This is a genomic window from Microcystis sp. T1-4 (assembly GCF_000297435.1).
GTDB lineage: Bacteria > Cyanobacteriota > Cyanobacteriia > Cyanobacteriales > Microcystaceae > Microcystis.
Window position 1 is genome coordinate 39115 of sequence record NZ_CAIP01000402.1, and the last position, 22906, is coordinate 62020.

A 22906-nucleotide genomic window follows, 5' to 3' on the forward strand; every position below is an offset into this window, starting at 1 on the left:
GCAAAGTTCAACCTTTAAGGTATGATTGGGAACATTAATTATTTTTTTATGTATTGCACTAAAACGTAGAGGGCAAGCAGCAGTGATTAGAGTAGCGATCAATGGTTTCGGACGGATTGGACGTAATTTCCTAAGATGTTGGTTAGGAAGGACTAATAGTGGCTTGGAGGTAGTGGGGATCAATGATACATCCGATCCCCGGAGTAACGCTCACCTGCTCAAATATGACTCGATGTTAGGCAAACTTAACGCTAATATCGATGCCGATGATAATTCTTTAATTGTTAACGGTAAAACTATTAAATGTTATTCCGATCGCAATCCCCTCAATCTGCCCTGGGCAGAATGGGGTGTAGATCTGATTATCGAGGCTACCGGTGTTTTCGTCGATGAAGAGGGCGCTTCTAAGCATATTGTCGCAGGAGCTAAAAAAGTCCTCATTACCGCACCGGGTAAAGGTTCGGGTGTGGGAACCTATGTGGTTGGTGTCAACGCTGACGAATACGAACACGATAAATACAACGTCATCAGTAATGCCAGTTGTACCACCAACTGTCTGGCTCCTGTCGTTAAAGTGATTCACGAAAACTTCGGCATCATCAAAGGGACGATGACCACCACCCACAGTTACACTGGTGATCAACGGATTCTGGATGCTAGTCACCGGGATCTGCGTCGCGCTCGCGCCGCCGCCGTTAACATCGTTCCCACCTCCACCGGCGCCGCCAAGGCTGTAGCCTTAGTTATCCCGGAAATGAAAGGGAAACTTAACGGTATCGCTCTGCGGGTACCCACTCCTAACGTTTCTGTGGTGGATTTAGTGGCGCAAGTGGAAAAAAGCACGATCGCGGAACAGGTAAACGAAGTCCTCAAAGAAGCTTCGGAAAATTCTTTGAAAGGAATTCTCGAATATAATGATTTACCTCTCGTTTCCTCTGATTATCGCGGTGTTGATGCCTCCTCGATCGTTGATGCTAGTCTCACCATGGTGATGGGTGGCGATATGGTAAAAGTTATCGCTTGGTACGATAACGAATGGGGTTACTCCCAACGGGTGGTTGATCTCGCTGAAGTCGTTGCCAGCAAGTGGAAGGCCTAATTTTTGGCCGTTAGGGGATAGGGAAATGGTGGAATGGGGGAATTCAACTAACACCCCAACACCCTAAAACCCTAACCCCCGCCCCCCGATTCCTTTCAACTGATAAGTGATAAATTCTCACCGAAAAAGCGCCGATAGATTCCCTCTGTCACCAATTGTGCGGTGATTAGGTTAGCTAGGGCAATCATAAACAGGATCAGTATCTGGTAGGAAGCGGCGTTTAAAGGTTCACTTCCTGCCAATACCTGTCCGGTGAACATTCCGGGTAAACTGACTAAACCCACTACCATCATCTGATTGAGGGTGGGGATTAAACTAGCTCGAATCGCCGCTTTTTGATAGGATGCGATCGCTTGTTGAGGGGTTGCCCCCAAACAAAGATGGGTTTCGATTTCTAAACGGTGACTTTTAATCGCACTGCTTAATCTTTCCCCGGCTAAAGAGGCACTATTCATCGCTTGCCCTAACACCATCCCCGTCAAGGGAATTAAGTATTGGGGTGAGTACCATTGTTCTGGTTGAATAATTAAAGCGATCGCATAACCTAAAGTTAGACAGCTACTAATCAATAAAGAGCCGAAAACTAGGGGTAATAAGCCTTTATCTCGGCTATCGATGCGATTTTTAGCAACAATAGTCGCGATAGTCATCATCACTGCCAAAATCCCCAGCACTGCTAGAGGATTATCGAGGGAAAAAATAACGGCGATAACGTAGCCTACCACTAATAATTGCAGGATCGAGCGACCGGTCGCTAATAATAATTGTCCCTCTAGGGCTAAATTTGACCAACGGGAGAGGAGTAAACAAATGCCCATCATCCCCAAAGCCCAACCCAAATCCACCAGATTTAGTTCTACTAATCCATCCATAAAAATAAAAGAAACAAATTACAAGGGTACTTCATCTATAAATAGCAAGTTTATAATTATTTTTGACTAATTATTCCTTCTTTTCGCCAACAAATCCCGATTAGTCTCTAATTTGAGTGAAAGCGCGTGAGTACAATTCCCCCCGTCGATTTATCCCGTCAATACCAAGTCATCAGCGAAGAAGCTAACCATGCCGTTTTAGAAATCCTCCGTTCTGGGCGCTACATTGGCGGTGAAGCTGTGAGCGAATTAGAACGACAATTTGCCCTCTATCATGGTGTTAGCGATTGTGTCGCCTGTAATTCGGGAACCGATGCCCTTTATCTGGCACTGCGCGCCCTCGGTATTCAAGCGGGGGATGAAGTCATCACTTCTACTTTTTCGTTTATTGCCACCGCCGAAGCGATTAATTTAGTCGGGGCAGTGCCGGTTTTTGTCGATATCGATATTAATACTTTTAACCTCGATGTGGCACTGTTGGAAAAAGCGCTTACTCCCCAGACTAAAGCGATTATCCCAGTACACCTTTTTGGGCAATCTGTCAATATGTCTGAGGTGGTAAATTTCGCTCGTTCCCATAATTTATTGGTGATTGAGGATTGCGCTCAAGCAACGGGAGCAGAATGGCATGGGCAGAAAGTGGGGAGTATCGGCGATATTGGCTGTTTTAGCTTCTTTCCCACCAAAAATTTAGGCGGTTGTGGCGATGGTGGCGCAATTACCACCAATAACCCCGAGTTAGCGGCACAAATTCGCATGATTAAAGAACACGGCAGCAAGGTGCGTTATCTCCATGAGGTAATCGGGGTGAATAGCCGCTTAGATGCCATTCAAGCGGTTATTTTGCAAATTAAGCTGAAATATCTCGATTTTTGGAATAATCAACGGATCGAGATTGCCCAACGTTATCGGGAATTACTGCAACCTTTGCCTAATATCACTTTACCCGCCGCTTTAGCCGGGGGTAAGCACGTTTGGAATCAGTACACAATCCTAACGGAAAATCGTGACCAAATTCGGGCAGCTTTGCAGGAAAAAGATGTCCTATCTATGGTTTATTATCCGATTCCCCTACATTTACAGCCGGTTTATCAGTATTTAGGCTATAAAAAAGGTGATTTACCCATGGCTGAATTGGCCAGCGAAAAAGTGTTATCTTTACCTATGTTCCCCGATTTAAGCTTCGAGGAACAACAACAGGTAGCCTACGCGCTGAAAGATTGTTTGCATAGTTCCTAAGTTATCAGTAGGAATTATAAAGGTTTTCGATATTTTGACCAGATAGCGCCTCGAAAACTTACTTTTACAGGAGGTTTAGCTAAATTAACCCTATTGTTAAGGATATTAGCTAGAGCAGTGGCTCTCCCCGATTTGGTGGGTAAAATGTATTCTAAGATACAGTTTTGCGGGCAAGTGAGTGGAAGGGGAACCACAGAGACACAAAGGACACAGAGATCGATCACTACTATATAAGTTAAACTGGTCGCAACGCGCTCGCTACGCGAGATCACACAAAGAATAAGATAGCCGAGCAGTTATCTTAATGAGCAGGTACGAAGTTTTCGTTTTCGGGAGTCGGTCTTCGATACCAAATTAGATTACACTTCATCTTTAGGAGAAACACTGTAACACACAGAAATTAGCTGTTCCAGTCCCCTAAGACTGCTGACTTATACCATTTCTCTAAATGAAAACTACACATCGAATTTAAGTCCCCCTTAAAAAGGGGGATTTAGGGGGATTAAACTTCTGTAGTCAGACTTTGGAGAAGTCGATAGCCTTGAATACAGGTTCCTTGTAGGTTCAAAAATTTGTCAAGTATCATAAGTAAAATACTCTGGTTTTTGGCTATTATATCAAATCTTAACTCAATTGTCTATCTTTTGGCATTAACCTGTTTGTGCCTTGAATCTTTCCCTGTATGGGTTTCAGCTATTTTTGAGCGTAGGTACTCTCATCGAATTTTATTTTAAGTTAATTATTTGCATAACAATTACCGAAGAGCCATCTATCTTTAGGCTTAATCATAAATATTCATTTTTTGAAAAATTCAGCCGACAGTTTCCTCCCAAAACTACATGGATCAATAAAACAAGCTTCTCAAGGATTTTAATTACCTAAATTAGCCAGTTTATCGATAATCTTGGCTTAAAATTCTCTGGTTAGCCAACAATTATCTTAAGTCACATAAAAGACCGATGTAAAACTTGGATCTTGAAGATTTTTAATGGGTAAAATTGTCAATACTTTTAATTTTTAATTGGGACTTTTGGGTAACTTTAGCTAAAAAAAATTGCTCAGATGTTACGCGGAAGACATAAAATCGCCTTAGCAAGATAATTACTTTCCCCGCTCTCGTTTCTGAATTGCCAAGAATTGCGTTAGAATTAAAGAAATATTACAAGTGATTGACAAAAATGAGTAAGCCTGATATAGAAGCCATTGCCCTCCAGTTAGAAAGCAGCAACTCCAAAGATCGTCTGCTGGCCTTGGCATCCCTGCGAGAAGTGGCCCCAGAGGAGGCTGTACCCTTGATCAAAAAAGTCCTTTATGATCAAATGCTGCCGGTGCGATCGATGGCTGTCTTTGCTTTGGGAGTCAAACAAACCGAGGAATGCTTTCCTATCCTAGTGGATTTGTTAGCCAATGATGCCGATTATGGCATTCGCGCCGATGCTGCGGGAGCTTTAGGTTATTTAGAAGATATTCGCGCTTTTGAACCCCTACAACGGGCTTTTTACGAAGACACGCAATGGTTAGTCCGCTTTAGTGCCGCCGTCGCTTTGGGCAATTTGGGCGATATTCGGGCTAAACAGGTGTTATTATCGGCGTTAGACAGTAACGAAGCGGTTATTCAACAGGCCGCTATTGCTGCCCTTGGTGAAATCAAAGCAGTGGAAACCGTCGAAAAGCTTTTAACCTTTGTTAACTCCGATGACTGGTTAATCCGGCAGCGATTAGCGGAAGCTTTAGGCCACCTTCCGGCGGAAAAAACGATCGCGGCCTTAAAATTTTTGGTTAAAGACGAACATCCGCAAGTGCGCGAAGCGTCCCGTTTATCCTTGCAAAAATTGGCCAACGTCTAGGGATAGGATAGAATAAATAATCTAGTCTTCCAGAGCGATCAATCTTTGCCTACAGCCATTCATGGACATTCAAGAATTTATTAATCTCTGTGCGGGTAAATGGTTTTCCCAGCGTACCAGTTATCAATTAGCCGCCCAAAAAGTTGCCAATAATAAAGCAGAAATCACCATCGATTTACTGACTGCCGATGCTGCCGATGTGGTGCAATTATGTTTAGAAAATAACTGTCAGTCCCAGGCCAGTCTAGGGGGATGGAAAGCGACTTGGGATAATTCCGTGGACTATGGACAACCGAAAAAAATCGGTTCTAGCTATTTAGTTTGGCTGCCCTCAGAGAATCCTTGGCAAGGAAAATTGATCACATCGGACGCTAAATCGGCAGCGCTGGGAGAATATCATCTCAGAAGCGATCAAGCTTTAACTTTAACCATCGAGCATAATCACCATCGTATCGAGGAAAGAATCTGGTTTGCTAGTCCTAATCTGAGATTGCGTACCAGTATTATCCAGTCGGCCAATGGCGATCGCCAGACGGTTTTCTACTCGGAAATTCGCAAAATGGTTGCTTCTTAAGTAGCTGCCATCCCCAATGTCTGAGGTGGGGAAGACAGGATTAATCTTCCACCACTCCAGTCAAATCCTCCTAACGTCGGCCGCGTCTGCTGCTGCCAAAACCACTGCGACTAGGGGTACGACGGGAACCAGAGGAACCGAAACTAGGAGAACGTTTGACATTATCAGATTTACCCGAATTCTTCAGGGTACTCGAACCATAACCGGAACCACTGGGTTTTGTGGTGGTGCTGCGATTGGGACTAGAGGGAGTATTGCTAGGATAACGACGTAAATTGCCGGTAGAACGGAGAGTTTGCCGGTTTTTGACCGCCGGAGGTGGACTATTATGTTTAGTCCGGTATTGATCCACTGCCTGATTATAGGTGGAACCGTAACCACCAAAACCGGTCATCACACCCCCCGGAGTATAAAGGGGAGGAACGTAGTATTGAGGACGAAAGAGCAAACTACCCAAAGCTTGACCGGCAACAGCACCGAGAAAAGGACTCCAAAAACTCGATTCTTGCCGAATCACCACGGTTTCTTGTTGTCCGGTTTGGGGATTGTTCCGCACTTCCGTGACATTGTGGACATACTCAATTTTAAAATCTTCGGTCATGTACAGGGTAGCCTGATCGCCGTTGATTTCCAGTGCGGTTTTTTCCCCTTTAGCGATAGCTTCATCGCTTAATCTAGCCATTTGCAGGTTAGTGGTGCGGAAGAGGGGAGAAGTCCCCCCGGGGGTGTTTAACAGCATTAAGGTATAAGTGCCATCTCCGTCATCGTAGGTAGCTTGTTGCACCTCGTAGCGACCGCTACTAACCTGATTGGATTCTTGTCTTACACTACTGTTATTAGCTGACGGTGACTGAGTTTGATTTGACGACGAACCACAGGCCACCGTTGTGCAACAAAGGGTAAGAATTAAAAGGATTGTCGTTACTTGGCGCAGCATAATGGCAAAATTAAGACTATAAAGGCAGTAATTCGGGGAAATTGAGTAATAGTTGCTCATTGGTCAATTCATCTCCCAATTGAGCAGGAGAAAAATGTACCTGAATCGCACGCAGCCGACCTTGGTAGTGGAGGTTAATTATTGATTTTAAACCATCTTCCAGGGCCTCTCGATCGGCTAGGCTAGTTTCTAAAGCAGCACTCTCACCCTCGAATGCTATTGTGATCATAACAACTAAGTTATCGGTGACGGGTAAAGTTAAGGGTTCCTTTTCTCCCAGCTGTGAAGACACCGATTCACTTAGGTATCTCCCCGCAGAATCGGTAAACAGTTCGTTAACGTAGTCTCCCGCTTCCCCCTCACTCCAAAAAACATCGCCCTCATTAGCCACAGAAAACCAATAGAGGTTCATCTGCAGCAGATTTTGACAAATTTCTACTAAACCCTCTCCCATGACCTCTAAATCGCCTTCGGAATCGATCGCCTCCCGGCCGGCACGATTAAGAATACCGATCAGGGGTGCGACTTCTTGGCCGTAGAGATGCAAAAATAAGCGACAGACCACATAGCGAGTTCTACCCGCAAATTTCTTGAAGCGATCGCCTAAAGAACCCATAATAGACCTCTGGTAAAAATCAAAAATTGTCGTTAAGGTTAGGAGTCAGTAGTCTTGGAGCCATCAGCTAGATCAAGGTGATAGGGACCAATTCAATGAGATAAATAAAAGCTGATAGCTAAAAAGACTGATCACTGATAGGACGTTTTTAAACTGGCAAAAATTAATCAGGCAAGAGGTTTAATCTATCCAGTAATCAAAGTAAACAGCCAGAAAAGCCCTCAGCTTTTATTTATTTTGCCATTTTCTAGGCTTCTATGCCTTGATGTCCTGTTAACAGTCTATAATGACTTAGAATCCTATTGGTGTGAGCAAATGGCTGTCCAACTACAACAAGCTTTAGTGGTTGCTTCCTATATCTTGAAACAGCGTCTAGCAGGAAAAAAGCGTTTTCCCTTAGTTTTAATGCTAGAACCCCTATTTCGCTGTAATTTAGCCTGTACTGGCTGCGGGAAGATTCAACATCCCCCGGAAATCCTCCGCAATCATCTTACCCCAGCAGAATGTTTCGCAGCGGTGGAAGAATGCGGGGTTCCCGTGGTTTCCATCCCCGGGGGCGAGCCGCTTTTACACCCACAAATCGATGAAATTGTCAAGGGGTTAGTGGACAGAAAAAAATTTGTCTATCTCTGCACCAATGCCCTGTTATTGGAGAAAAGCCTAGATAAATTTACTCCTTCACCCTATCTTACCTTTAGTGTCCATCTGGATGGTCTCAAAGAACATCACGATCGCTGTGTGGATCGAGAGGGAGTATTCGATAAGGCAGTACAAGGGATTAAAGCAGCGAAAGCGAGAGGTTTTCGGGTTACTACTAATACCACGGTTTTTGAAGGCACAGATGCGCGAGAAATGCAGGAATTTTTTGATTTTCTCGCTACTTTGGGTATCGATGGCATGATGATTTCCCCGGGTTATAGTTATGAGTGGGCCCCGGATCAAGATAGTTTCTTGAAACGGGAGCAAACCAGAGCTTTATTCCGAGAAATTCTCTCACCCTGGAAATCAGGTCAGAAAAAGTGGAATTTTAACCATAATCCTCTCTTTCTCGATTTTCTCATCGGTGAACAGGACTATGAATGCACCCCTTGGGGTAGTCCTAGCTATAGTCTTTTAGGATGGCAAAAACCCTGTTATCTGCTCAACGAAGGACATTACAAAAGCTTTCGGGAACTTTTAGAAGAAACCAATTGGGATAACTACGGTCGGGCCAGTGGCAATCCTCAATGTGCCGATTGTATGGTACATTGCGGCTATGAACCGACCGCGGCCATGGCAGCTTTTAAACCGGCTAATATGGGACGTGCCATGCAGAGTTTAATCGGAGTCTAATCCTAAACTGATTCTAACCAGACGGCGGGGACTTGACTAGGGCGATCGGGTAATTGCATCCACCCCATTTCGCACAGACGAATTACCGAACTTAATTTTTCTACCAAAGCGGGATCAAAACGAATCCCGCTATAATTTTGACAGCGCTCTAGGGCCTCTCCTAAATCTAGAGCTAGTCGGTCGCCTCGCGGTTGAGTTAATTCCTGAAAATAGGCTGATAATCCTAAAATTCGCGACTCTAGGCTGATTTCTTCCCCTTTTAAGCCGTTGGGAACCCCGCTACCATCCCAGTATTCAAACTCATGGTAAATAATCTGTTGAATTGGGGCTAATTCGGGCATAGTGGCGAGTAATTGTGCGCCTAACACCGATCGATCCCGCCAAAATAACGCATTTGCTCCCTCTAACTGACTGGCACGCTGTCTAAAAACTTCGATCGGAGCCTCCGCTAGACCGATGCGGTATAATAAACCGGCTAATCGTAAGCGTCGTAATCTTAGGGTGGGTAAATCGAGCAATTGTCCCAACATTTCCGCTAAAGCGGCCACCTGTAGGGAAGCGAGGGGATTATCAATATCTCTTTCATCGACTTTTTGAGCCATTCTGAGAAAAGCTTGCAGTTTATTAGCGGCCAAATTTTTATTTAAACGGGATGCTTGTCCTTCTAAGTCGCTTAATTCTCGCGCTTGTCTGCTGACGGTGACTAACTGCTGTTGACTGGTTTGCAGATAGGTGACAATGCGAGAGACTACTCCCGTTAAATCCGTGGGAATGGGATTAATATTTTGACTAATTTCCTCTTGTTGTCTGCTTAAATCGGCCGCTAGACTGGGATTATAGGGATGCAGACGCTCAATTAAGATCCTAGCGGCTTTTTCGACTAAATCGCGATCGAATGTCCATAAACCGTAGAATTTTCGCTCCGTGTCTATTTGGGGTTGACTATCGGACCGGTATTCTTCCGGGGATAACTCATGACAGAGTACCATGGATGCGTAATCGGGGGAAAGAATGATTAAATTCCACTCATTAACCAAACTATCGCTATTATCTAAGTTCACTAGCGAAACATTCTCTAAACTGCCGGTTTTATGCTCAGAAAAACCACTATCGGCCACGGCGGCGATCGCAATATGACGAGAAGAGCGAGCCATATCTAAATAGCGATCAGCTTCCTGTAAATACCATTTTCCCTGTTGAAAGGTGACTAAGACCAGTGGTTTATTTGTACTATCAGGGCTGCTAGTTTGCAAGATATGATCTTCAAGAGCATGACAGAGGGCGACCAGGGTATTCTTAAAATAGACCCCGTAACTGCTGGGTAATCGTCCCGATGAAGCTCTTTTTAACTGTTGTAAGCTGGATTCTACGGTCATAAGTCGCAAGATGAGGGGTTGAGTGTGGGGAGAGAGGAGAATAAATAGGGTATGCTGAAAAAGTTTTTCGGTGGGGGTAGGGGGGGTGTGGGGTTTTACCGGTTTTGAGGTGGCCAATTACCTAATTTTCAGGGAAAAAGTACCTGAATTTTCCCCCTGATCACTCCCATGCCTAGTACTTTTTGATTAACAAAAAGTCTAAAAGTCTTACCCAACAAGGTTTTTAGATTTTTTCAGCCAACCCCAAAATAAAAGCCATCTCCTGTCTCCTGACGACCGGCTCCTGACTGCCTCAAAGGGATTTATTCTACCACCCAGGGAGTGATTGCGGGAGTCCAATTAGCCAATTCTGCATCGCTAAACCAGAGACTAACTTCATCTTTGGCAGTATCTGGACCATCGGACCCATGGATAAGATTGCGTCCGACACTAATACCAAAATCACCGCGAATCGTACCAGGTTCAGCATTGAGGGGATTAGTGGCGCCAATAATTTTTCTAGCGGAGGCAATTACTCCTTCTCCTTGCCAAACCATGGCCACCACGGGGGAGGAAGTAATAAAATCGACTAAAGAAGGGAAAAAGGGTCTTTCTTTATGAACAGCGTAGTGTTTTTCCGCTAATTCGCTAGAAACCTGCATCATTTTCAACCCAACCAGCGTAAAACCTTTAGCTTCAAAGCGTTGAATAATTTCCCCCACCAGATTGCGCTGTACACCGTCGGGTTTAATCATTAAGAAAGTGCGTTCCATACTGCCTCTTAAAATTTAGTCATAAATTGTCCCGAAACCCAGATTAACCCGGAATGGCATCCTAGAGAATGGTAGAATTTTCGCTTCAATTGCTGAGTTAGCTTGCTGTCCGACTGAGATAGAAAGTTTTCGTTTTTTCTCCCCACACCCTGGAAAAACTTTTTTAGTAAACCCTAAATATAGTGGTAATTTAGAGAGTTACCTGGAAACAAAAGGTAAAAAGGATGATTGTGGTGGCGAATTGCCTTCGCCCTCTTTTAATAACTTCTGCTTATCAGTATAAGTGGAAATGAGTCACAAATGTGAGATGCACCCAAAAGATGAGTCTAAAACTTTACTTTTTGCGTCATGGCGAAACCACAGCCAGTCAAGCGGGTAGTTTTTGCGGTCGATTAGACTTGCAACTAACCCCGGCAGGCTATGAAATGGCCAAGGATTTCGCCCTTGCCTATCGAGATGTGCCTTGGACAGGCATCTATTCTAGTCCCCTCAAACGCACCATGGCCACAGCCACCCCTTTAAGCGAACTCTTAGGTATTCCCATCCAGAAACGGGAAGGGTTAAAAGAGATTGCCTACGGCCAATGGGAGGGAAAAACCGCAGCCGAGGTTAATCGGGAGTTTCATGATGATTATGTGCGCTGGTTAGCAGATCCGGGCTGGAATTCTCCCACAGGAGGCGAAAAAGGCATCGATATCGCTCGTCGCAGTTCGGAGGTATTAGAGGAAATCGACCATAATCACGATGATGGCCATATTTTGATCGTTTCCCATAAAGCAACGATCCGAATCATGTTATGTTCTCTTTTAGGCATTGATATCGGCCGTTATCGCGATCGAATTGCCATGCCTGTGGCCTCGCTGACGATCGTCGAATTAGCCGAACACGGTCCCCTCTTTCAAGTTATGGGCGATCGCTCTCACCTCCGCAATGACCTGCGCTCGCGAGCGGGAACCTAACCAGTCAACAGTAACAAGGGAAGCCCCGGATTTGGTCTGCTGAAAAACTATGTGCTTGATGTTATATTTTCTACGACACGGACAAACGGCCTATAGCAAAACGGGAGGATACTGTGGTACTCCAGAAAATGACCCCGGTTTGACTGCCGAAGGCATCGAAATGGCGCAGGAATTCGCCGATGTCTATCGTTCTTTACCTTGGCGCGCAGCCTACGTCAGTCCCCTACAAAGAGCTATTCAAACCGCTAAACCCCTCTGTGAAGCGGTGGGACTGAAATTAGAAATCCGCCAGGGATTACAAGAGATCGGTTATGGTCTTTGGGAAGGTATGCACCCCAACGATATCGATCGTCAATATCATGATCTCTATGTGCGCTGGTTGACGGATCCTGCTTGGAATGCTCCCCCCAACGGGGAAAGGGGTATCGATATAGCCCGTCGTTCCGCGGCCGTTTTGGAGGAAATTGAACACACCCACAGTGATGGCAATATCTTGATCGTTTCCCACAAGGCCACCATCCGGATCATGCTCTGTAGTCTGATGGGTATTGATGTGGGCCGTTATCGCGATCGATTTGAAATGCCCGTGGCCGCTGTCAGTATTGTTGAATTAGGCAGTCGTGGCCCGCTTTTCCATGGCATCGGTTTACGTTCCCACCTCAGTGAGTACCTGCGTTCTCTTCCTTGCACCTAATCAGTTATCAGTGATCAGTTATCAGTTATCAGATGTCAGTTTTGATACTCAATCCGGTTATTAAAAACTGATTATCTATTCCCTCTTTTGCCTTTTGCCTCTTGCCTTTTGCCTGTCCTGATATGTAGCCTATACTCAACGGATTTAGCATTACTTCCCACTTGATCATTCAATCCAAGCTTTTGGTCAGTGATCAGTTATCAGTGATCAGTTATCAGTGATTCAGTTATCAGTGATCAGATGTCAGTTTTCATACTCAATCTGGTTATTAAAAACTGATTATCTATTCCCTCTTTTGCCTTTTGCCTCTTGCCTTTTGCCTGTCCTGATATGTAGCCTATACTCAACGGATTTAGTATCAGGTCACTGATTACTGTTTACTGGACGGCTACGCCGTGCCTTTGGCAACACTGAAAATACTCCCCACTCCCCATTTATGCCCAAAATCCATCACTTTGAGCTATTACCTTCCACTAATACTAAAGCTTGGCAATTATTAGAGTCGGGGGAAAATCCGCCTTTTGTGGTGACTGCTAGTCAACAAAGTGCCGGGAGGGGACAATGGGGACGGGAGTGGATTTCTGAACCGGGAGGATTATATTTATCTTTAGCTTTAAATCTGGATTTAGAGGTGGATAAATCTGCCCATCTCGTTCTCGCTACAGTTTGGGGCATCGCTTATCACCTCAATTGTCAAGAAATACCTGTTAAAATCAAATGGCCGAATGATTTAGTATTACTAGGGCGCAAACTAGGGGGAATTAACCTAGAAACCCGTATTCAGGGTCAAAAAATCCCGCAAGCAGTCATCGGAGTGGGCCTCAATTGGGCTAATCCTGTCCCCCCCACCGGTATTAATTTACAGGCTTTTACTGGCAATAAAATCACCTCGATCGCTCAGTTAACCTCTCTCACCAGCGATGCTATCCTATACGGCTATGAATATTACTGTCATCACGGCATAAAAGCCCTATTAGCCTCCTATTTAGAACTTTTTGCCAATTTTGGTCAAAAGATAGCTTTCGAGGGCTATCAGGGCATAATAACCGGGGTAAGCGATCGAGGGGAACTAAAAGTTAAACTCACCTCGGACAATGCCAGTAGCGAAATCTATATACCGGCTGGTAGGGTCAGTCTCGGCTATAATTGAGTCTAAATATTTTTTTGACTAAACTGTGAGAAGTGAGGCCGCCCTATGTATCCTTCATCGGTGATATTGAAACTTTTTCTCGGAAAATCCTTAAAAAAGAAGCTGAGTTTATGCAGTGGTCTCGGTTTAGTAATCAGCGGTCTGCTCACTCTTGCTCCCAATGCGATCGCTAATTCCGAAACTGGCAGCGAAACCCCGGTAGTGGAAAATGCCGCCCCGACTCTGAAAGCCCCCGTTATCAAAGAAAATACTAATCCTGCCCCCCGTCTGGCTATCCCCGAAAACCATCAAACCGATATGCCTACCCTTGCCCCCCGGGCCGGCGGTAAAAATAATTTTATCGATACCAGAAACTTTAACCCCCCCAGTTCCGTTGTTGTCACCGAGCGCCGCAGTGGTTGCCAAACCATCGCCCAAAATGGTCAACTGGTAGGAGGTAGCTGTAATCTGGCGGCCCGGTCTTCCCGTCGTCAGCCGGTCAGCACTGTGGCCAAACCCTTACCCCCGGTTAATCTGGCCCGGGTGCGTCTCAATCCTAATCCAGCCGTGCGAGTAGGACGGCAGCCCCGAAATCAGCCGGTTATCGCTAATAATTCCCTGGGTCGTTATGCCCCCACTCTCGTGGCTTCTAGCGCCCCGGTACGTCTGGCTGCCCCCACGGTGATTCCCAGTCAGGTGGTAGCTCTCAATCCCCCGGAATGGAATGGCGTAAAATTGGCTTTGGCCCCAGTGACTCGCGCAGAAGTGGAAGCAATCAGCGAAGCAACCACCTATGAGCGGGCCACCCGTTTAAGTCCCACGGATTCTAACCCAACTCAACGCACGGATTTACTCTTTCCCCTCGCCCTTCCCGCCCAAATTACCTCGGTTTTCGGGTGGCGAAATCATCCGGTCAGCGGGAATCGGGCCATGCACGCGGGTACTGATTTAGGCGCACCGATGGGAACACCTGTATTAGCCGCCTACGCAGGGGAAGTGGCCACCGCCGACTGGTTGGGAGGTTACGGATTAACGGTGATTTTACGTCACCTCGATGGTAGTCAAGAATCTCGTTATGCCCACCTTTCGGAAATTACTGTCAAACCGGGAGAATGGGTGGAACAGGGCGCGGTTATCGGTCGTGTGGGTAGTACGGGACTTTCTACCGGTCCGCACCTACACTTTGAATGGCGACACCTAACCGAACAGGGTTGGACCGCCGTAGATGCCGGTTTACATCTAGAATTAGCCCTCGATAATCTGGTGCAGAGAATGCAAATGGCCGCAGCCACTGACCCTAATCAGAATTAATTTGTTTTGGGTTACAAATATAGCGGTTTTTGGAGCTTAAAAACGCATCGTTGAGCTTTTGCCCAATTGATGCGTTTTCATACATTCGCAGTATTAAGTAGTTGGACAAAAATAAAGTTAACTGTGGGGTAAGGGACTTGCGCTTTGATAATGTACCTTTTGGGCGAACGCAGTTCGCCCCTACATTGTGGACAAAATCCGTTACTGTAGGGGCGCAAAGCTTGCGCCCTCCGATCAATTGGGATATTATTCCCACGCAAGTCCCTAAGGAGTCGGTCGTCAGGAGACGGGAGACGGGATACACGCTAAGATACAAATAATAAACTTGAGAGAAGCACTTGATTAAATATGACTCTAACTGACGTTGAAGTAAATCCCTCGACTCCAGAAGATTTTTTAGATTCTGAAACATTAGTACAGGTCGATTTAATGCAGCAAAAGATTCAACAATATTTACAAACCCTATCAGTAGAAAATTTAAAGATGATTCTAGAATTTGCCGCTTATTTGTCAGATAAAGAAAGTGAAAAGGCAACGCAAGAAATTAGAGCAATCCCGAATATTATGGAACATTTGAAAGAAGCTGAAATGGATTTACAATCAGGTTGCCTCATTGATTGGGAAAGCTGAAATAACTTATAAAGTCCGTTTGACAGCTAAAGCAAATAAAGTTTATTCTGAAGCGGATCCAATCTTAAAAAAGAAGATTGCTAAGTGTTTAAAACTCCTTCAAGAAACACCGAAAAATCACCCTCAAATTAAAGCATTAAAGGGAGAATTTGCTGGGAAGTATCGCTTCCGGGTTGGAGACTGAGTAACGCACAGAAAACGGGTTTCTCGGAGAAACCCGTTTTCTACTCATGCAAAAGGCTTCGGCCGTGAGCTTTTGCCGAACGGCAAAACGGAGAATAAATAATCAGTTTTTAATAACTGGATTTAGTATCAGTCAGGAGGCAGGAGTTTCAGGCTTTGTTGTCCTCTTTTTTGTACTAATTTGTGTTCTATAAAAATGGTAATGCAAGGTTTTTGAAGCTCCCAATTTTGGACTGAGAACCCTACTAGGCGGTTATTTCGGGTATTTGAACCCCATTTGATGCCTAAACATTTCGCAGTTATGGGAAACGCTGTAGCTTAGATGGTTAACCTTTCGAGCAGAGGTTGTAGGGCATCTTCATAACTCCGCCACCGCTCTACCGATCGCTTGTATATCGGTTGCCTTACTTGAGTAACACTGGCAGTACGCACTAAGCGATCGGTTTTATGGAACTGCATACAAGCATCATCCCATTCTAATCCGATAAAATCCAAGAGCCGAACCGTTTGCGCCGTTTGCTGGTCAACCGTTTCCTCATAGTCAATTTCCAACATGGGAACTGGCAAAACACGCCGCCAATGTTCCATAATCCGCCAATATTGCTGAATGCGTTCGGCAATATGAGTTAAGTCGAACGCCCAGCGAATAGACTTAAACTGAGTCATCCAACAGGAAACCGCCACATCCCGCACATCGCGGCGACAATGGATAATCTTGGCATTGGGAAAAGCAGTAACAATCCAGCCCAAAAGGCTGTAATTGTCGGGCATTTTATCGACAATTCTCCAGACATTCTCCCTCTTTATCCCTGCTTTGGTAAGCAGTTGTTCTAACTGTGCCAGATGCCAATCGGCCAGGTGAAGAATCTGGGGTTGACCAAGCTGCTGGAGGCAGTCCCAGACGGTTGTACTGCCGGGATGCCCCATCAGTGCCGGTAGGCTGTTAAAGCAATTACCGGCAAAGTTGCGCTCACCGGCCCCAAATACTTGGGGATGGCTGGCGAGAATCTGCTCCGTCAAAGTCGTGCCGCTGCGGGGCATCCCGACGATGAAAACGGGGGCGGTGGAGGGATTGCCCATCCCCTGAGTGCGCTGGAAAAATTCGGGGGTGAAGTGAGCGATTAATTGGTCGATATATTGGGCATAATCATCGGGATTGTAATCCCAACCTCGCTCCTGCTTGTAGGCGGTGTGTAGTTTGTTGGCGGCGATCGCATGGGTGGCGGCCTGGGCGTAGTTCTTACAACCGTCGTAGTAGTGGGCGAGTCCAAAATGAAGCGCCGACTGTGTGCCTTCTCTGGCCCACTTGGCTTCGAGTAATGTCTCCATCTGTTGAGCATCCTCTGGCGGCAGTTTTCCCCGCAAATTCTGGGCTAAATTGACCAGGGCGGGAATACAGTTAGGATTGACGGCCAGGGCCTCGCGGTTGGCGGCGTTGGCGCTTTCCACATCCCCAGCAGAGGCGAGAATGCTGGCTAGATGCGCCCGCAAGCTGGCATTTTCGGGCTTGAGTTCTACTGCTCGATAGGCCATAGCCACCGCCTCTTCTGCGTCGCCATCTTCCCAGAGAGCTTGGCTGAGTCCTGAATAGGCCTCGCCATAGTCGGAATGCTGCTCGATAATTTCTTGGTAGCGAGTGATGGCGGTGGCGCTATCCCCTAAATCGAGAATCGCCTCGGCGAAGGCACAGCGACTATCAAGGCGCTCTGGTTCAATTGCTAGGGCTTTATCGTACCAAGTGAGAGCCTGTGGCAATTCGCTGACTTCCTGCCAAATCTGACCGATCAGGGTGCAGAGCATGGCAGAATCGGGATTGAGATCGTAAGCTTTGCCATAGGCATCCATGGCCGCTTCCAACTGTCCCAAGGTGCGGAAGACGGTTCCCAAATTCATCCAAGCTTGACTATTTTTCGCTTCAGATTCGGTAGCCCGGCGGCAATATTCTAGGGCGCGTTCCGGTTGCCCGACTGCCAATAAAGTTAGTCCAAAATTGCCCATGGCGTGAGGTAAGTCGGGAGAAAGATGGAGAGCTTGTTCGTAAGCCTCGATCGCCGCACGAACCCGCCCTAATTCCCGCAAGGCATCGGCTCGGTAGGCGTGGAGTAGAGCCTGTTCTGGGGCGATCGCGATCGCTTGTTCGTAGGTTGTCAGCGCCTCCTGGTACTGCTCCGAGGCAAAGTAGGTACTGGCAAGGGTAGTTAGGGCATTGGGGTAGTTGGGACGCAGTTTGAGCGCTTTTTGACAGGCGGAAATTGCTTCGTTATAGCGGTGACTCTGGCGGTAAGCGGCGCCTAGGTTGCACTGGTAAATCGGTTCGCTGGGGTTGAGTTTTACTGCTCTCTGTAATAGTCGGACGGCTTGTTCTTTTTCTCCTTGGTTGAGGGCAATCAATCCCGATAAGTTGAGCGCACCGTGATGGTTGGGATTACTGCTGAGGAGTTGATCTGCGATCGCCGCCGCTTCCTGAAGGCGACCTGTCCGCAGGCGATCGAATCCAGTTTCAATGGTTATACCAGTTGTTTTTGTAGATTTAGAGCGCATAGTAGTATGGTTATAGCATAAGCCAGAAAACGGGTTTCTCATCAACAACCCAGAAACCCGCTTTCTTAAAGAAAACGGGTTTCTAAAGAAAACGGGTTTCTTTAAGAAACCCGTTTTCTTTAAGGGTTTCTTCGTTTGATCTTAGACAACAACCCAAAACCTAGTAAACTTCCCAATCCTATGAGGCTGGAAGGTTCGGGAGTAGTAGCAACTGGTTGCTGCTTCCAGTTGGCAGTCTCCTCAATCTGGGTGGGCGACAAACCCGCCAGCAAGCCAGCGGCTCCCAAAGTACTCAAGTCATCGAAAACCGGAGTACCTGCCTGGGCTTCGGCCAAACTATTGTTAAAGTTAACGAACCACATCAGGCTCTTAGTCTCTCCAGGGGCAAGGCTCAAAGTCCAGATATCCGCAAATTGATCTACATTACCATCAAAGCCCTCACTCGGTACCGCCGGCGTGGAAGAGGCAAGTTGCCCTCCCGGACCGAAACGCACGAAAGTTAGAAAGGGATCGACATCACTTGGACCATCAGAGGTAATGAACCAACGGTCGAGGGCCGACTGGAAGGCGTTGTCTCCCGTGCTGCTGTCCTCAATCCTACAATTACTATCACAACCCAAGTCACCGCCATAGGCGATCGCCGCCGAGAGGAGATTGGCGGTGGTGTTGGTGAAGGTACCAAACACCCGCAGAGTGGGGCTGTCAGCACTCATAAAGTAGTCCAGGCTGGTGTTGATGCCGCCGATGCTGACGGGGCTGATGGTGTTGAGGAAGGTTCCCGCCCCAGTGGTGGTCAGATCCACCTTGGCATTGGGCTGATTGAAGGCTGCTCCGTTGACGGTGATGCCACCGAAATCGTCAAAGGCATCGCCTCGCCCGCCGACAATCTCCGCAGAACCTATGCCATAGGCGCTGCTTCCCGTTGCACCGGGAAGCTTGATAAGGGGACTCGCGACAGAGCTGTTCTCGATACTAGAATATACAACCCCCCCCTGGGTCACTGTCTGGGACAGACTGACCACTGCCGCTTGTGCGGGGGCAGCAGCGGCCAGCATCATGCCTGCACCCGCCGCTAGGGCGATGGGAGCCAGTTTCAGCTTGTCGAAGGCGCTATTTTTTAGTTTTGTATTCATGATTGTTTCATCCGGACTTTGTGATGAAGATAAATTTGTTTGTGACCGCAGTCTTCTTAGTTTGCTCAAAGCACGGCGGCGCATGAGCGTAAAGCTCGCTTCCGAAACTACCATCTCCCCCCCCCCGAACTGTATCTTGTGATACATTTTAATAAAATCTTTAGAAAGCGGGTTTCTTTAAGAAAGCGGGTTTCTCATCATCAACTCAGAAAGCGGGTTTCTCATCAACTCAGAAAGCGGGTTTCTCATCATCAACTCAGAAACCCGCTTTCTCCGCTTTCTCATCATCAACTCAGAAAGCGGGTTTCTCATCATCAACTCAGAAACCCGCTTTCTCATCATCAACCCAGAAAGCGGGTTTCTCATCATCAACTCAGAAAGCGGGTTTCTCATCAAGAAACCCGCTTTCTCCGCTTTCTCATCATCAACTCAGAAAGCGGGTTTCTCATCATCAACTCAGAAACCCGCTTTCTCCGCTTTCTCATCATCAACTCAGAAACCCGCTTTCTCATCAAGAAACCCGCTTTCTCCGCTTTCTCATCATCAACTCAGAAACCCGCTTTCTCATCAAGAAACCCGCTTTCTCCGCTTTCTCATCATCAACCCAGAAAGCGGGTTTCTCATCATCAACTCAGAAACCCGCTTTCTCATCAAGAAACCCGCTTTCTTTAAGAAAGCGGGTTTCTCTTAGCTTAGAATAGTAAGCCAGAGAAAGCTGTTTTCTAGAGATAAGATAAATATGCCCTATCGTCAGAATATCTTTCAACCAGGACAATACTACCATATCTATAATCGCGGCAATAACCGTCAAGATATCTTCTTTGAGCGAGAAAATTATCTTTTTTTTCTGCGATTGGTGCGTAAATATCTGCTAGAAACGTTAGATGTTATTGCCTATTGCTTGATGCCCAACCACTATCACCTGCTAATACAGCTGAAAAAAGCCGAGCTTTCTGCGGCAATGCAAGCCTTTTCCCTGTCTTATACCAAAGCCATAAATCGGCGATATGGGCGAGTTGGCTCATTGTTTCAAGGGCGGTTTCAGGCAATTCTAGTAAATGATACAGAGTATTTATTAAATTTGTCGAGGTATATTCATTGTAATCCAGTGAAAGCGGGTTTGGTAAGTCAGCCACAGGAATGGGAATTCTCCAGTTTTCGCGAATATGTGGGATGGCGAGAAGGAACACTACCCAATCTGGAAATTATTGTCGCGATTTTAGGCTCGATGGCTGCTTGTCGTTCATTTATGATGATGGATATAGATGTCATCTCTCCAGAGTTAAAGGGGCTGTTGTTAGATGAGTAGGTAGAAACCCCCTTTCTTAAAGAAAGCGGGTTTCTTCAAGAAACCCGCTTTCTAATCTCTTAAGCCGCTAAACTGAGAATAGCTGCCTGTCTTGGCTCTCATTTCTCAGATTGTAAAATAATGCAAATTTATCTTGACTATAGTGCCACTACCCCCACTCATCCCCAAGTAATCGAGCGGGTTGCCACTATTCTCCGGCATCATTGGGGCAATCCCTCCAGTTTACACACTTGGGGACAGGATACGGCAACAGTCATCGAAATGGCTAGAGAACAGGTAGCAGGGTTAATTAATGCCAATCCAGACCCAGATTATCTTAACTTCTGGCGGCACGGCTATCAAGCTAAAATTGATAAGCCTCCCGGTAAACCGCCCAAGGCTGGTTCTAATCTTAAACCGAGGCTAAATCAGGACAAGGAGAAAAAATAAAAATTCTTGGGTGGCTATTCCCCCTTTTTCCTGTTCTAACTGATAACTGATAACTGATAACTGATAACTGATAACTGATAACTGATAACTGATTACTGATAACTGATTACTGATAACTGATTACTGATAACTGATTACTGATAACTGATTACTGAATATGGCTTATTCTCGCATTAAAAAACTAGCAAATTATCTACGTCCCCATTGGCAAATGGTAACTGGGGGGGTAGTTGCTTTGCTTATTGTTAATCTTTTGGGTGTTTACATACCGCTTTTAATCCGGGATAGCATCGATGATTTGAGTAAATCTCTTGACTTTCCAAAAATCATTTATTATGTGATTTTAATTGTCGCTTTAGCCTCGATTATGTGGTTTATCCGCATGATTTCCAGAGTGTTATTATTCGGGATCGGTCGTCAGGTAGAGTTCGATCTTAAACAAAAAATCTTTCAGCATTTATTAACCCTTGAACCAGCCTACTTTTCTCGGCAAACTTCAGGAGATTTAATTAACCGTGCCACTAGCGATGTGGATAATGTGCGTCGTCTGCTGGGTTTTGCTTTGCTCAGTTTGGCTAATACTTTTTTTGCCTATGGGTTAACTTTACCCGTAATGTTAGCGATTCATATTCCCCTTTCAGTCGCCGCTATTTCTGTCTATCCTTTGATGTTAATTGCCGTGCAGTTATTTAGTGGTCGTCTGCAGCAGCAACAGCAAAAAGTACAGGAAAAACTCTCGCATCTGAGCGATTTAATTCAAGAGGATATGAGTGGTATTACTCTGATTAAAATCTATGCCCAAGAAGCTAACGAGCGCCTAGCATTTAAACAAAGAAATGGCGAATTATTAAAGGCTAATTTAGATTTAGCCCAGACTCGTAATTTTCTTTTTCCCCTGGTCGAAGCTTTAGCCTATGTGAGTTTATTGGCCTTGCTTTCCCTCGGTACTAGACAAATTATAGCGGGTAATATCACGATTGGTGACTTTATTGCTCTGTTAATTTTGGCCGAAAGATTAGTTTTTCCTACTACTTTATTAGGTTTCACTATTACGGCCTACCAACAGGGAGAAGTGAGTGTTGATCGCCTGGAAGCTATCCTGTTAGCTGAGGCTAAAATTAAAGACAATGCCGATTGTATTCACTTAAAAAATATTCAAGGAAAAATTACCGCCAAAGCCTTGACTTTTTTCTATCCTGATGCTAAGGAACCCGCCTTAAAATATCTTTCTTTTACCATTAATCCGGGGGAAACGGTAGCGGTCGTCGGTGCGATCGGATCGGGAAAATCTACCCTTGCTAACGCTATTCCCCGTCTTTTAGATATTGCCGAGGGACAGTTATTTATTGATCATCAAGATGTCACTCAAATTGCCCTGGAAGAGCTGCGAAAAGCGATCGCTTATGTTCCCCAAGAAAGTTTTTTATTTAGTACCAGCATCGAAGATAATATCCGTTACGGCGATCCGCTGCTGAATTTTCTGGCAGTGAAATCGGCAGCCAAACAAGCGAGAATTGAGGAGGAAATCGAGAATTTCCCGCAAAAATACAGCACTTTAGTGGGAGAACGTGGGATTACTCTTTCCGGGGGTCAACGTCAACGGGTCTCTTTAGCGCGTGCTTTAGCCATCCAAGCGCCAATTTTAATCCTCGATGATGCTCTATCTAGCGTCGATAATCAAACGGCCACGGCTATTTTGGAAAATCTCAGCCAAGAAAGCCAAAAAACCGTGATTTTTATCTCCCATCAATTATCGGCCGCTGCCACTGCCGATCGCATTTTTGTCATGGATCGCGGAGAAATTGTCCAGATGGGAACCCACGAGGAGTTAATCGCAGTCCCCGGAGTCTATCAAAATCTCTGGCAACAGCAGCAGTTAGAGTCTAAGGTTTTACATTAGCCGATAAAATAGGGAATCTGCTAATTATTACCAGTTAAGTTCTG

21 protein-coding genes and 1 pseudogene are annotated in these 22906 nt (G+C 45.8%); 15 read left to right on the plus strand and 7 right to left on the minus strand.

The features are described from left to right. Positions 1-82 precede the first annotated feature (82 nt). Positions 83-1099 (plus strand): type I glyceraldehyde-3-phosphate dehydrogenase, encoded by a 1017-nt coding sequence (locus MICAI_RS18760; protein WP_039900510.1) that lies wholly within the window; start codon positions 83-85, stop codon positions 1097-1099. 95 nt (positions 1100-1194) lie between these two features. On the opposite strand, the gene fetB is transcribed toward MICAI_RS18760, so the two are convergent. Next, entirely contained in the window at positions 1195-1971 is a 777-nt protein-coding gene (gene fetB, locus MICAI_RS18765; protein WP_008205913.1) for an ABC transporter permease, read from the minus strand. Positions 1972-2097: 126 nt separating this feature from the next. On the opposite strand from fetB, the gene MICAI_RS18770 reads away from it, so the two are divergent. From MICAI_RS18770 to MICAI_RS18780, 3 genes are all read left to right on the plus strand, one after another. Then, positions 2098-3210: a DegT/DnrJ/EryC1/StrS family aminotransferase gene (locus MICAI_RS18770; RefSeq protein WP_008205915.1), complete on the plus strand. Its 1113-nt coding sequence runs from the start codon at positions 2098-2100 to the stop codon at positions 3208-3210. Between the two features lie 1178 nt (positions 3211-4388). After that, on the plus strand, positions 4389-5057 hold the full coding sequence (locus MICAI_RS18775; protein ID WP_008205920.1) for a HEAT repeat domain-containing protein: 669 nt from the start codon (positions 4389-4391) through the stop codon (positions 5055-5057). Positions 5058-5118: 61 nt separating this feature from the next. After that, complete coding sequence (locus tag MICAI_RS18780) at positions 5119-5631, plus strand: phycobiliprotein lyase (RefSeq protein WP_008205922.1); 513 nt, start codon at positions 5119-5121, stop codon at positions 5629-5631. Between the two features lie 70 nt (positions 5632-5701). Here the strand turns inward: MICAI_RS18780 and MICAI_RS18785 are convergent, their stop codons facing one another. Continuing rightward, positions 5702-6628 (minus strand): hypothetical protein, encoded by a 927-nt coding sequence (locus MICAI_RS18785; protein WP_008205923.1) that lies wholly within the window; start codon positions 6626-6628, stop codon positions 5702-5704. Next, the gene (locus MICAI_RS18790; RefSeq protein ID WP_008205926.1) at positions 6585-7184 is read right to left on the minus strand and encodes a DUF1517 domain-containing protein; all 600 of its coding nucleotides are present in this window, start codon (positions 7182-7184) and stop codon (positions 6585-6587) included. The genes MICAI_RS18785 and MICAI_RS18790 overlap by 44 nt, the downstream gene beginning before the upstream one ends. Before the next feature lie 315 nt (positions 7185-7499). Between MICAI_RS18790 and hpnH the strand changes: the two genes are divergently transcribed. Next, positions 7500-8516, plus strand: a complete 1017-nt coding sequence (gene hpnH / locus MICAI_RS18795) for an adenosyl-hopene transferase HpnH (RefSeq protein ID WP_008205928.1) — start codon at positions 7500-7502, stop codon at positions 8514-8516. Between the two features lie 2 nt (positions 8517-8518). Here the strand turns inward: hpnH and MICAI_RS18800 are convergent, their stop codons facing one another. Further along, complete coding sequence (locus MICAI_RS18800) at positions 8519-9892, minus strand: DICT sensory domain-containing protein (RefSeq protein ID WP_039900517.1); 1374 nt, start codon at positions 9890-9892, stop codon at positions 8519-8521. Positions 9893-10194: 302 nt separating this feature from the next. Further along, positions 10195-10644: a nucleoside-diphosphate kinase gene (ndk, locus tag MICAI_RS18805; protein WP_008205931.1), complete on the minus strand. Its 450-nt coding sequence runs from the start codon at positions 10642-10644 to the stop codon at positions 10195-10197. Positions 10645-10964: 320 nt separating this feature from the next. Between ndk and MICAI_RS18810 the strand changes: the two genes are divergently transcribed. The 6 genes from MICAI_RS18810 to MICAI_RS18835 all read left to right on the plus strand — a co-directional run bounded on the left by MICAI_RS18810 (position 10965) and on the right by MICAI_RS18835 (position 15551). Further along, on the plus strand, positions 10965-11603 hold the full coding sequence (locus tag MICAI_RS18810) for a histidine phosphatase family protein (protein WP_008205934.1): 639 nt from the start codon (positions 10965-10967) through the stop codon (positions 11601-11603). A gap of 49 nt (positions 11604-11652) precedes the next feature. Further along, positions 11653-12297 carry a histidine phosphatase family protein gene (locus tag MICAI_RS18815; RefSeq protein ID WP_008205937.1) on the plus strand — a complete coding sequence of 215 codons (645 nt, stop codon included), beginning with the start codon at positions 11653-11655 and terminating at the stop codon, positions 12295-12297. A gap of 436 nt (positions 12298-12733) precedes the next feature. Beyond that, on the plus strand, positions 12734-13447 hold the full coding sequence (locus MICAI_RS18820; RefSeq protein ID WP_008205939.1) for a biotin--[acetyl-CoA-carboxylase] ligase: 714 nt from the start codon (positions 12734-12736) through the stop codon (positions 13445-13447). Positions 13448-13492: 45 nt separating this feature from the next. Beyond that, positions 13493-14737, plus strand: coding sequence for a M23 family metallopeptidase (locus MICAI_RS18825; protein ID WP_002800997.1), 1245 nt, complete (start codon positions 13493-13495; stop codon positions 14735-14737). 348 nt (positions 14738-15085) lie between these two features. Further along, positions 15086-15367, plus strand: coding sequence for a hypothetical protein (locus tag MICAI_RS18830; protein ID WP_002759713.1), 282 nt, complete (start codon positions 15086-15088; stop codon positions 15365-15367). Next, positions 15351-15551: a type II toxin-antitoxin system RelE family toxin gene (locus tag MICAI_RS18835; RefSeq protein WP_008205943.1), complete on the plus strand. Its 201-nt coding sequence runs from the start codon at positions 15351-15353 to the stop codon at positions 15549-15551. The genes MICAI_RS18830 and MICAI_RS18835 overlap by 17 nt, the downstream gene beginning before the upstream one ends. Before the next feature lie 317 nt (positions 15552-15868). On the opposite strand, the gene MICAI_RS18840 is transcribed toward MICAI_RS18835, so the two are convergent. Both MICAI_RS18840 and MICAI_RS18845 read right to left on the minus strand, forming a co-directional pair. Continuing rightward, the gene (locus tag MICAI_RS18840; RefSeq protein WP_008205945.1) at positions 15869-18091 is read right to left on the minus strand and encodes a tetratricopeptide repeat-containing sulfotransferase family protein; all 2223 of its coding nucleotides are present in this window, start codon (positions 18089-18091) and stop codon (positions 15869-15871) included. A 119-nt stretch (positions 18092-18210) separates the two neighbouring features. Then, complete coding sequence (locus MICAI_RS18845; RefSeq protein WP_157221769.1) at positions 18211-19338, minus strand: PEP-CTERM sorting domain-containing protein; 1128 nt, start codon at positions 19336-19338, stop codon at positions 18211-18213. Positions 19339-19362: 24 nt separating this feature from the next. Between MICAI_RS18845 and MICAI_RS26065 the strand changes: the two genes are divergently transcribed. From MICAI_RS26065 to MICAI_RS18865, 4 genes and pseudogenes are all read left to right on the plus strand, one after another. Then, positions 19363-19896, plus strand: coding sequence for a hypothetical protein (locus MICAI_RS26065; protein ID WP_157221770.1), 534 nt, complete (start codon positions 19363-19365; stop codon positions 19894-19896). Between the two features lie 67 nt (positions 19897-19963). Next, the gene (locus tag MICAI_RS18855) at positions 19964-20533 is read left to right on the plus strand and encodes an REP-associated tyrosine transposase (RefSeq protein ID WP_008205949.1); all 570 of its coding nucleotides are present in this window, start codon (positions 19964-19966) and stop codon (positions 20531-20533) included. 120 nt (positions 20534-20653) lie between these two features. Beyond that, a pseudogene (locus MICAI_RS18860) lies at positions 20654-20924 on the plus strand (aminotransferase class V-fold PLP-dependent enzyme); the annotation flags it as partial. Positions 20925-21119: 195 nt separating this feature from the next. After that, on the plus strand, positions 21120-22862 hold the full coding sequence (locus tag MICAI_RS18865; RefSeq protein ID WP_008205954.1) for an ABC transporter ATP-binding protein: 1743 nt from the start codon (positions 21120-21122) through the stop codon (positions 22860-22862). Positions 22863-22906: the final 44 nt, after the last annotated feature.

Coding starts and splice junctions, on each gene's coding strand:
- fetB (WP_008205913.1), bottom strand. CDS start 1,971: ATGGATGGATTAGTAGAACTAAATCTGGTGGATTTGGGTTGGGCTTTG.
- MICAI_RS18775 (WP_008205920.1), top strand. CDS start 4,389: ATGAGTAAGCCTGATATAGAAGCCATTGCCCTCCAGTTAGAAAGCAGC.
- MICAI_RS18780 (WP_008205922.1), top strand. CDS start 5,119: ATGGACATTCAAGAATTTATTAATCTCTGTGCGGGTAAATGGTTTTCC.
- MICAI_RS18785 (WP_008205923.1), bottom strand. CDS start 6,628: ATGAGCAACTATTACTCAATTTCCCCGAATTACTGCCTTTATAGTCTT.
- MICAI_RS18790 (WP_008205926.1), bottom strand. CDS start 7,184: ATGGGTTCTTTAGGCGATCGCTTCAAGAAATTTGCGGGTAGAACTCGC.
- hpnH (WP_008205928.1), top strand. CDS start 7,500: ATGGCTGTCCAACTACAACAAGCTTTAGTGGTTGCTTCCTATATCTTG.
- MICAI_RS18800 (WP_039900517.1), bottom strand. CDS start 9,892: ATGACCGTAGAATCCAGCTTACAACAGTTAAAAAGAGCTTCATCGGGA.
- ndk (WP_008205931.1), bottom strand. CDS start 10,644: ATGGAACGCACTTTCTTAATGATTAAACCCGACGGTGTACAGCGCAAT.
- MICAI_RS18810 (WP_008205934.1), top strand. CDS start 10,965: ATGAGTCTAAAACTTTACTTTTTGCGTCATGGCGAAACCACAGCCAGT.
- MICAI_RS18815 (WP_008205937.1), top strand. CDS start 11,653: ATGTGCTTGATGTTATATTTTCTACGACACGGACAAACGGCCTATAGC.
- MICAI_RS18820 (WP_008205939.1), top strand. CDS start 12,734: ATGCCCAAAATCCATCACTTTGAGCTATTACCTTCCACTAATACTAAA.
- MICAI_RS18825 (WP_002800997.1), top strand. CDS start 13,493: ATGTATCCTTCATCGGTGATATTGAAACTTTTTCTCGGAAAATCCTTA.
- MICAI_RS18830 (WP_002759713.1), top strand. CDS start 15,086: ATGACTCTAACTGACGTTGAAGTAAATCCCTCGACTCCAGAAGATTTT.
- MICAI_RS18840 (WP_008205945.1), bottom strand. CDS start 18,091: ATGCGCTCTAAATCTACAAAAACAACTGGTATAACCATTGAAACTGGA.
- MICAI_RS18845 (WP_157221769.1), bottom strand. CDS start 19,338: ATGGTAGTTTCGGAAGCGAGCTTTACGCTCATGCGCCGCCGTGCTTTG.
- MICAI_RS18855 (WP_008205949.1), top strand. CDS start 19,964: ATGCCCTATCGTCAGAATATCTTTCAACCAGGACAATACTACCATATC.
- MICAI_RS18865 (WP_008205954.1), top strand. CDS start 21,120: ATGGCTTATTCTCGCATTAAAAAACTAGCAAATTATCTACGTCCCCAT.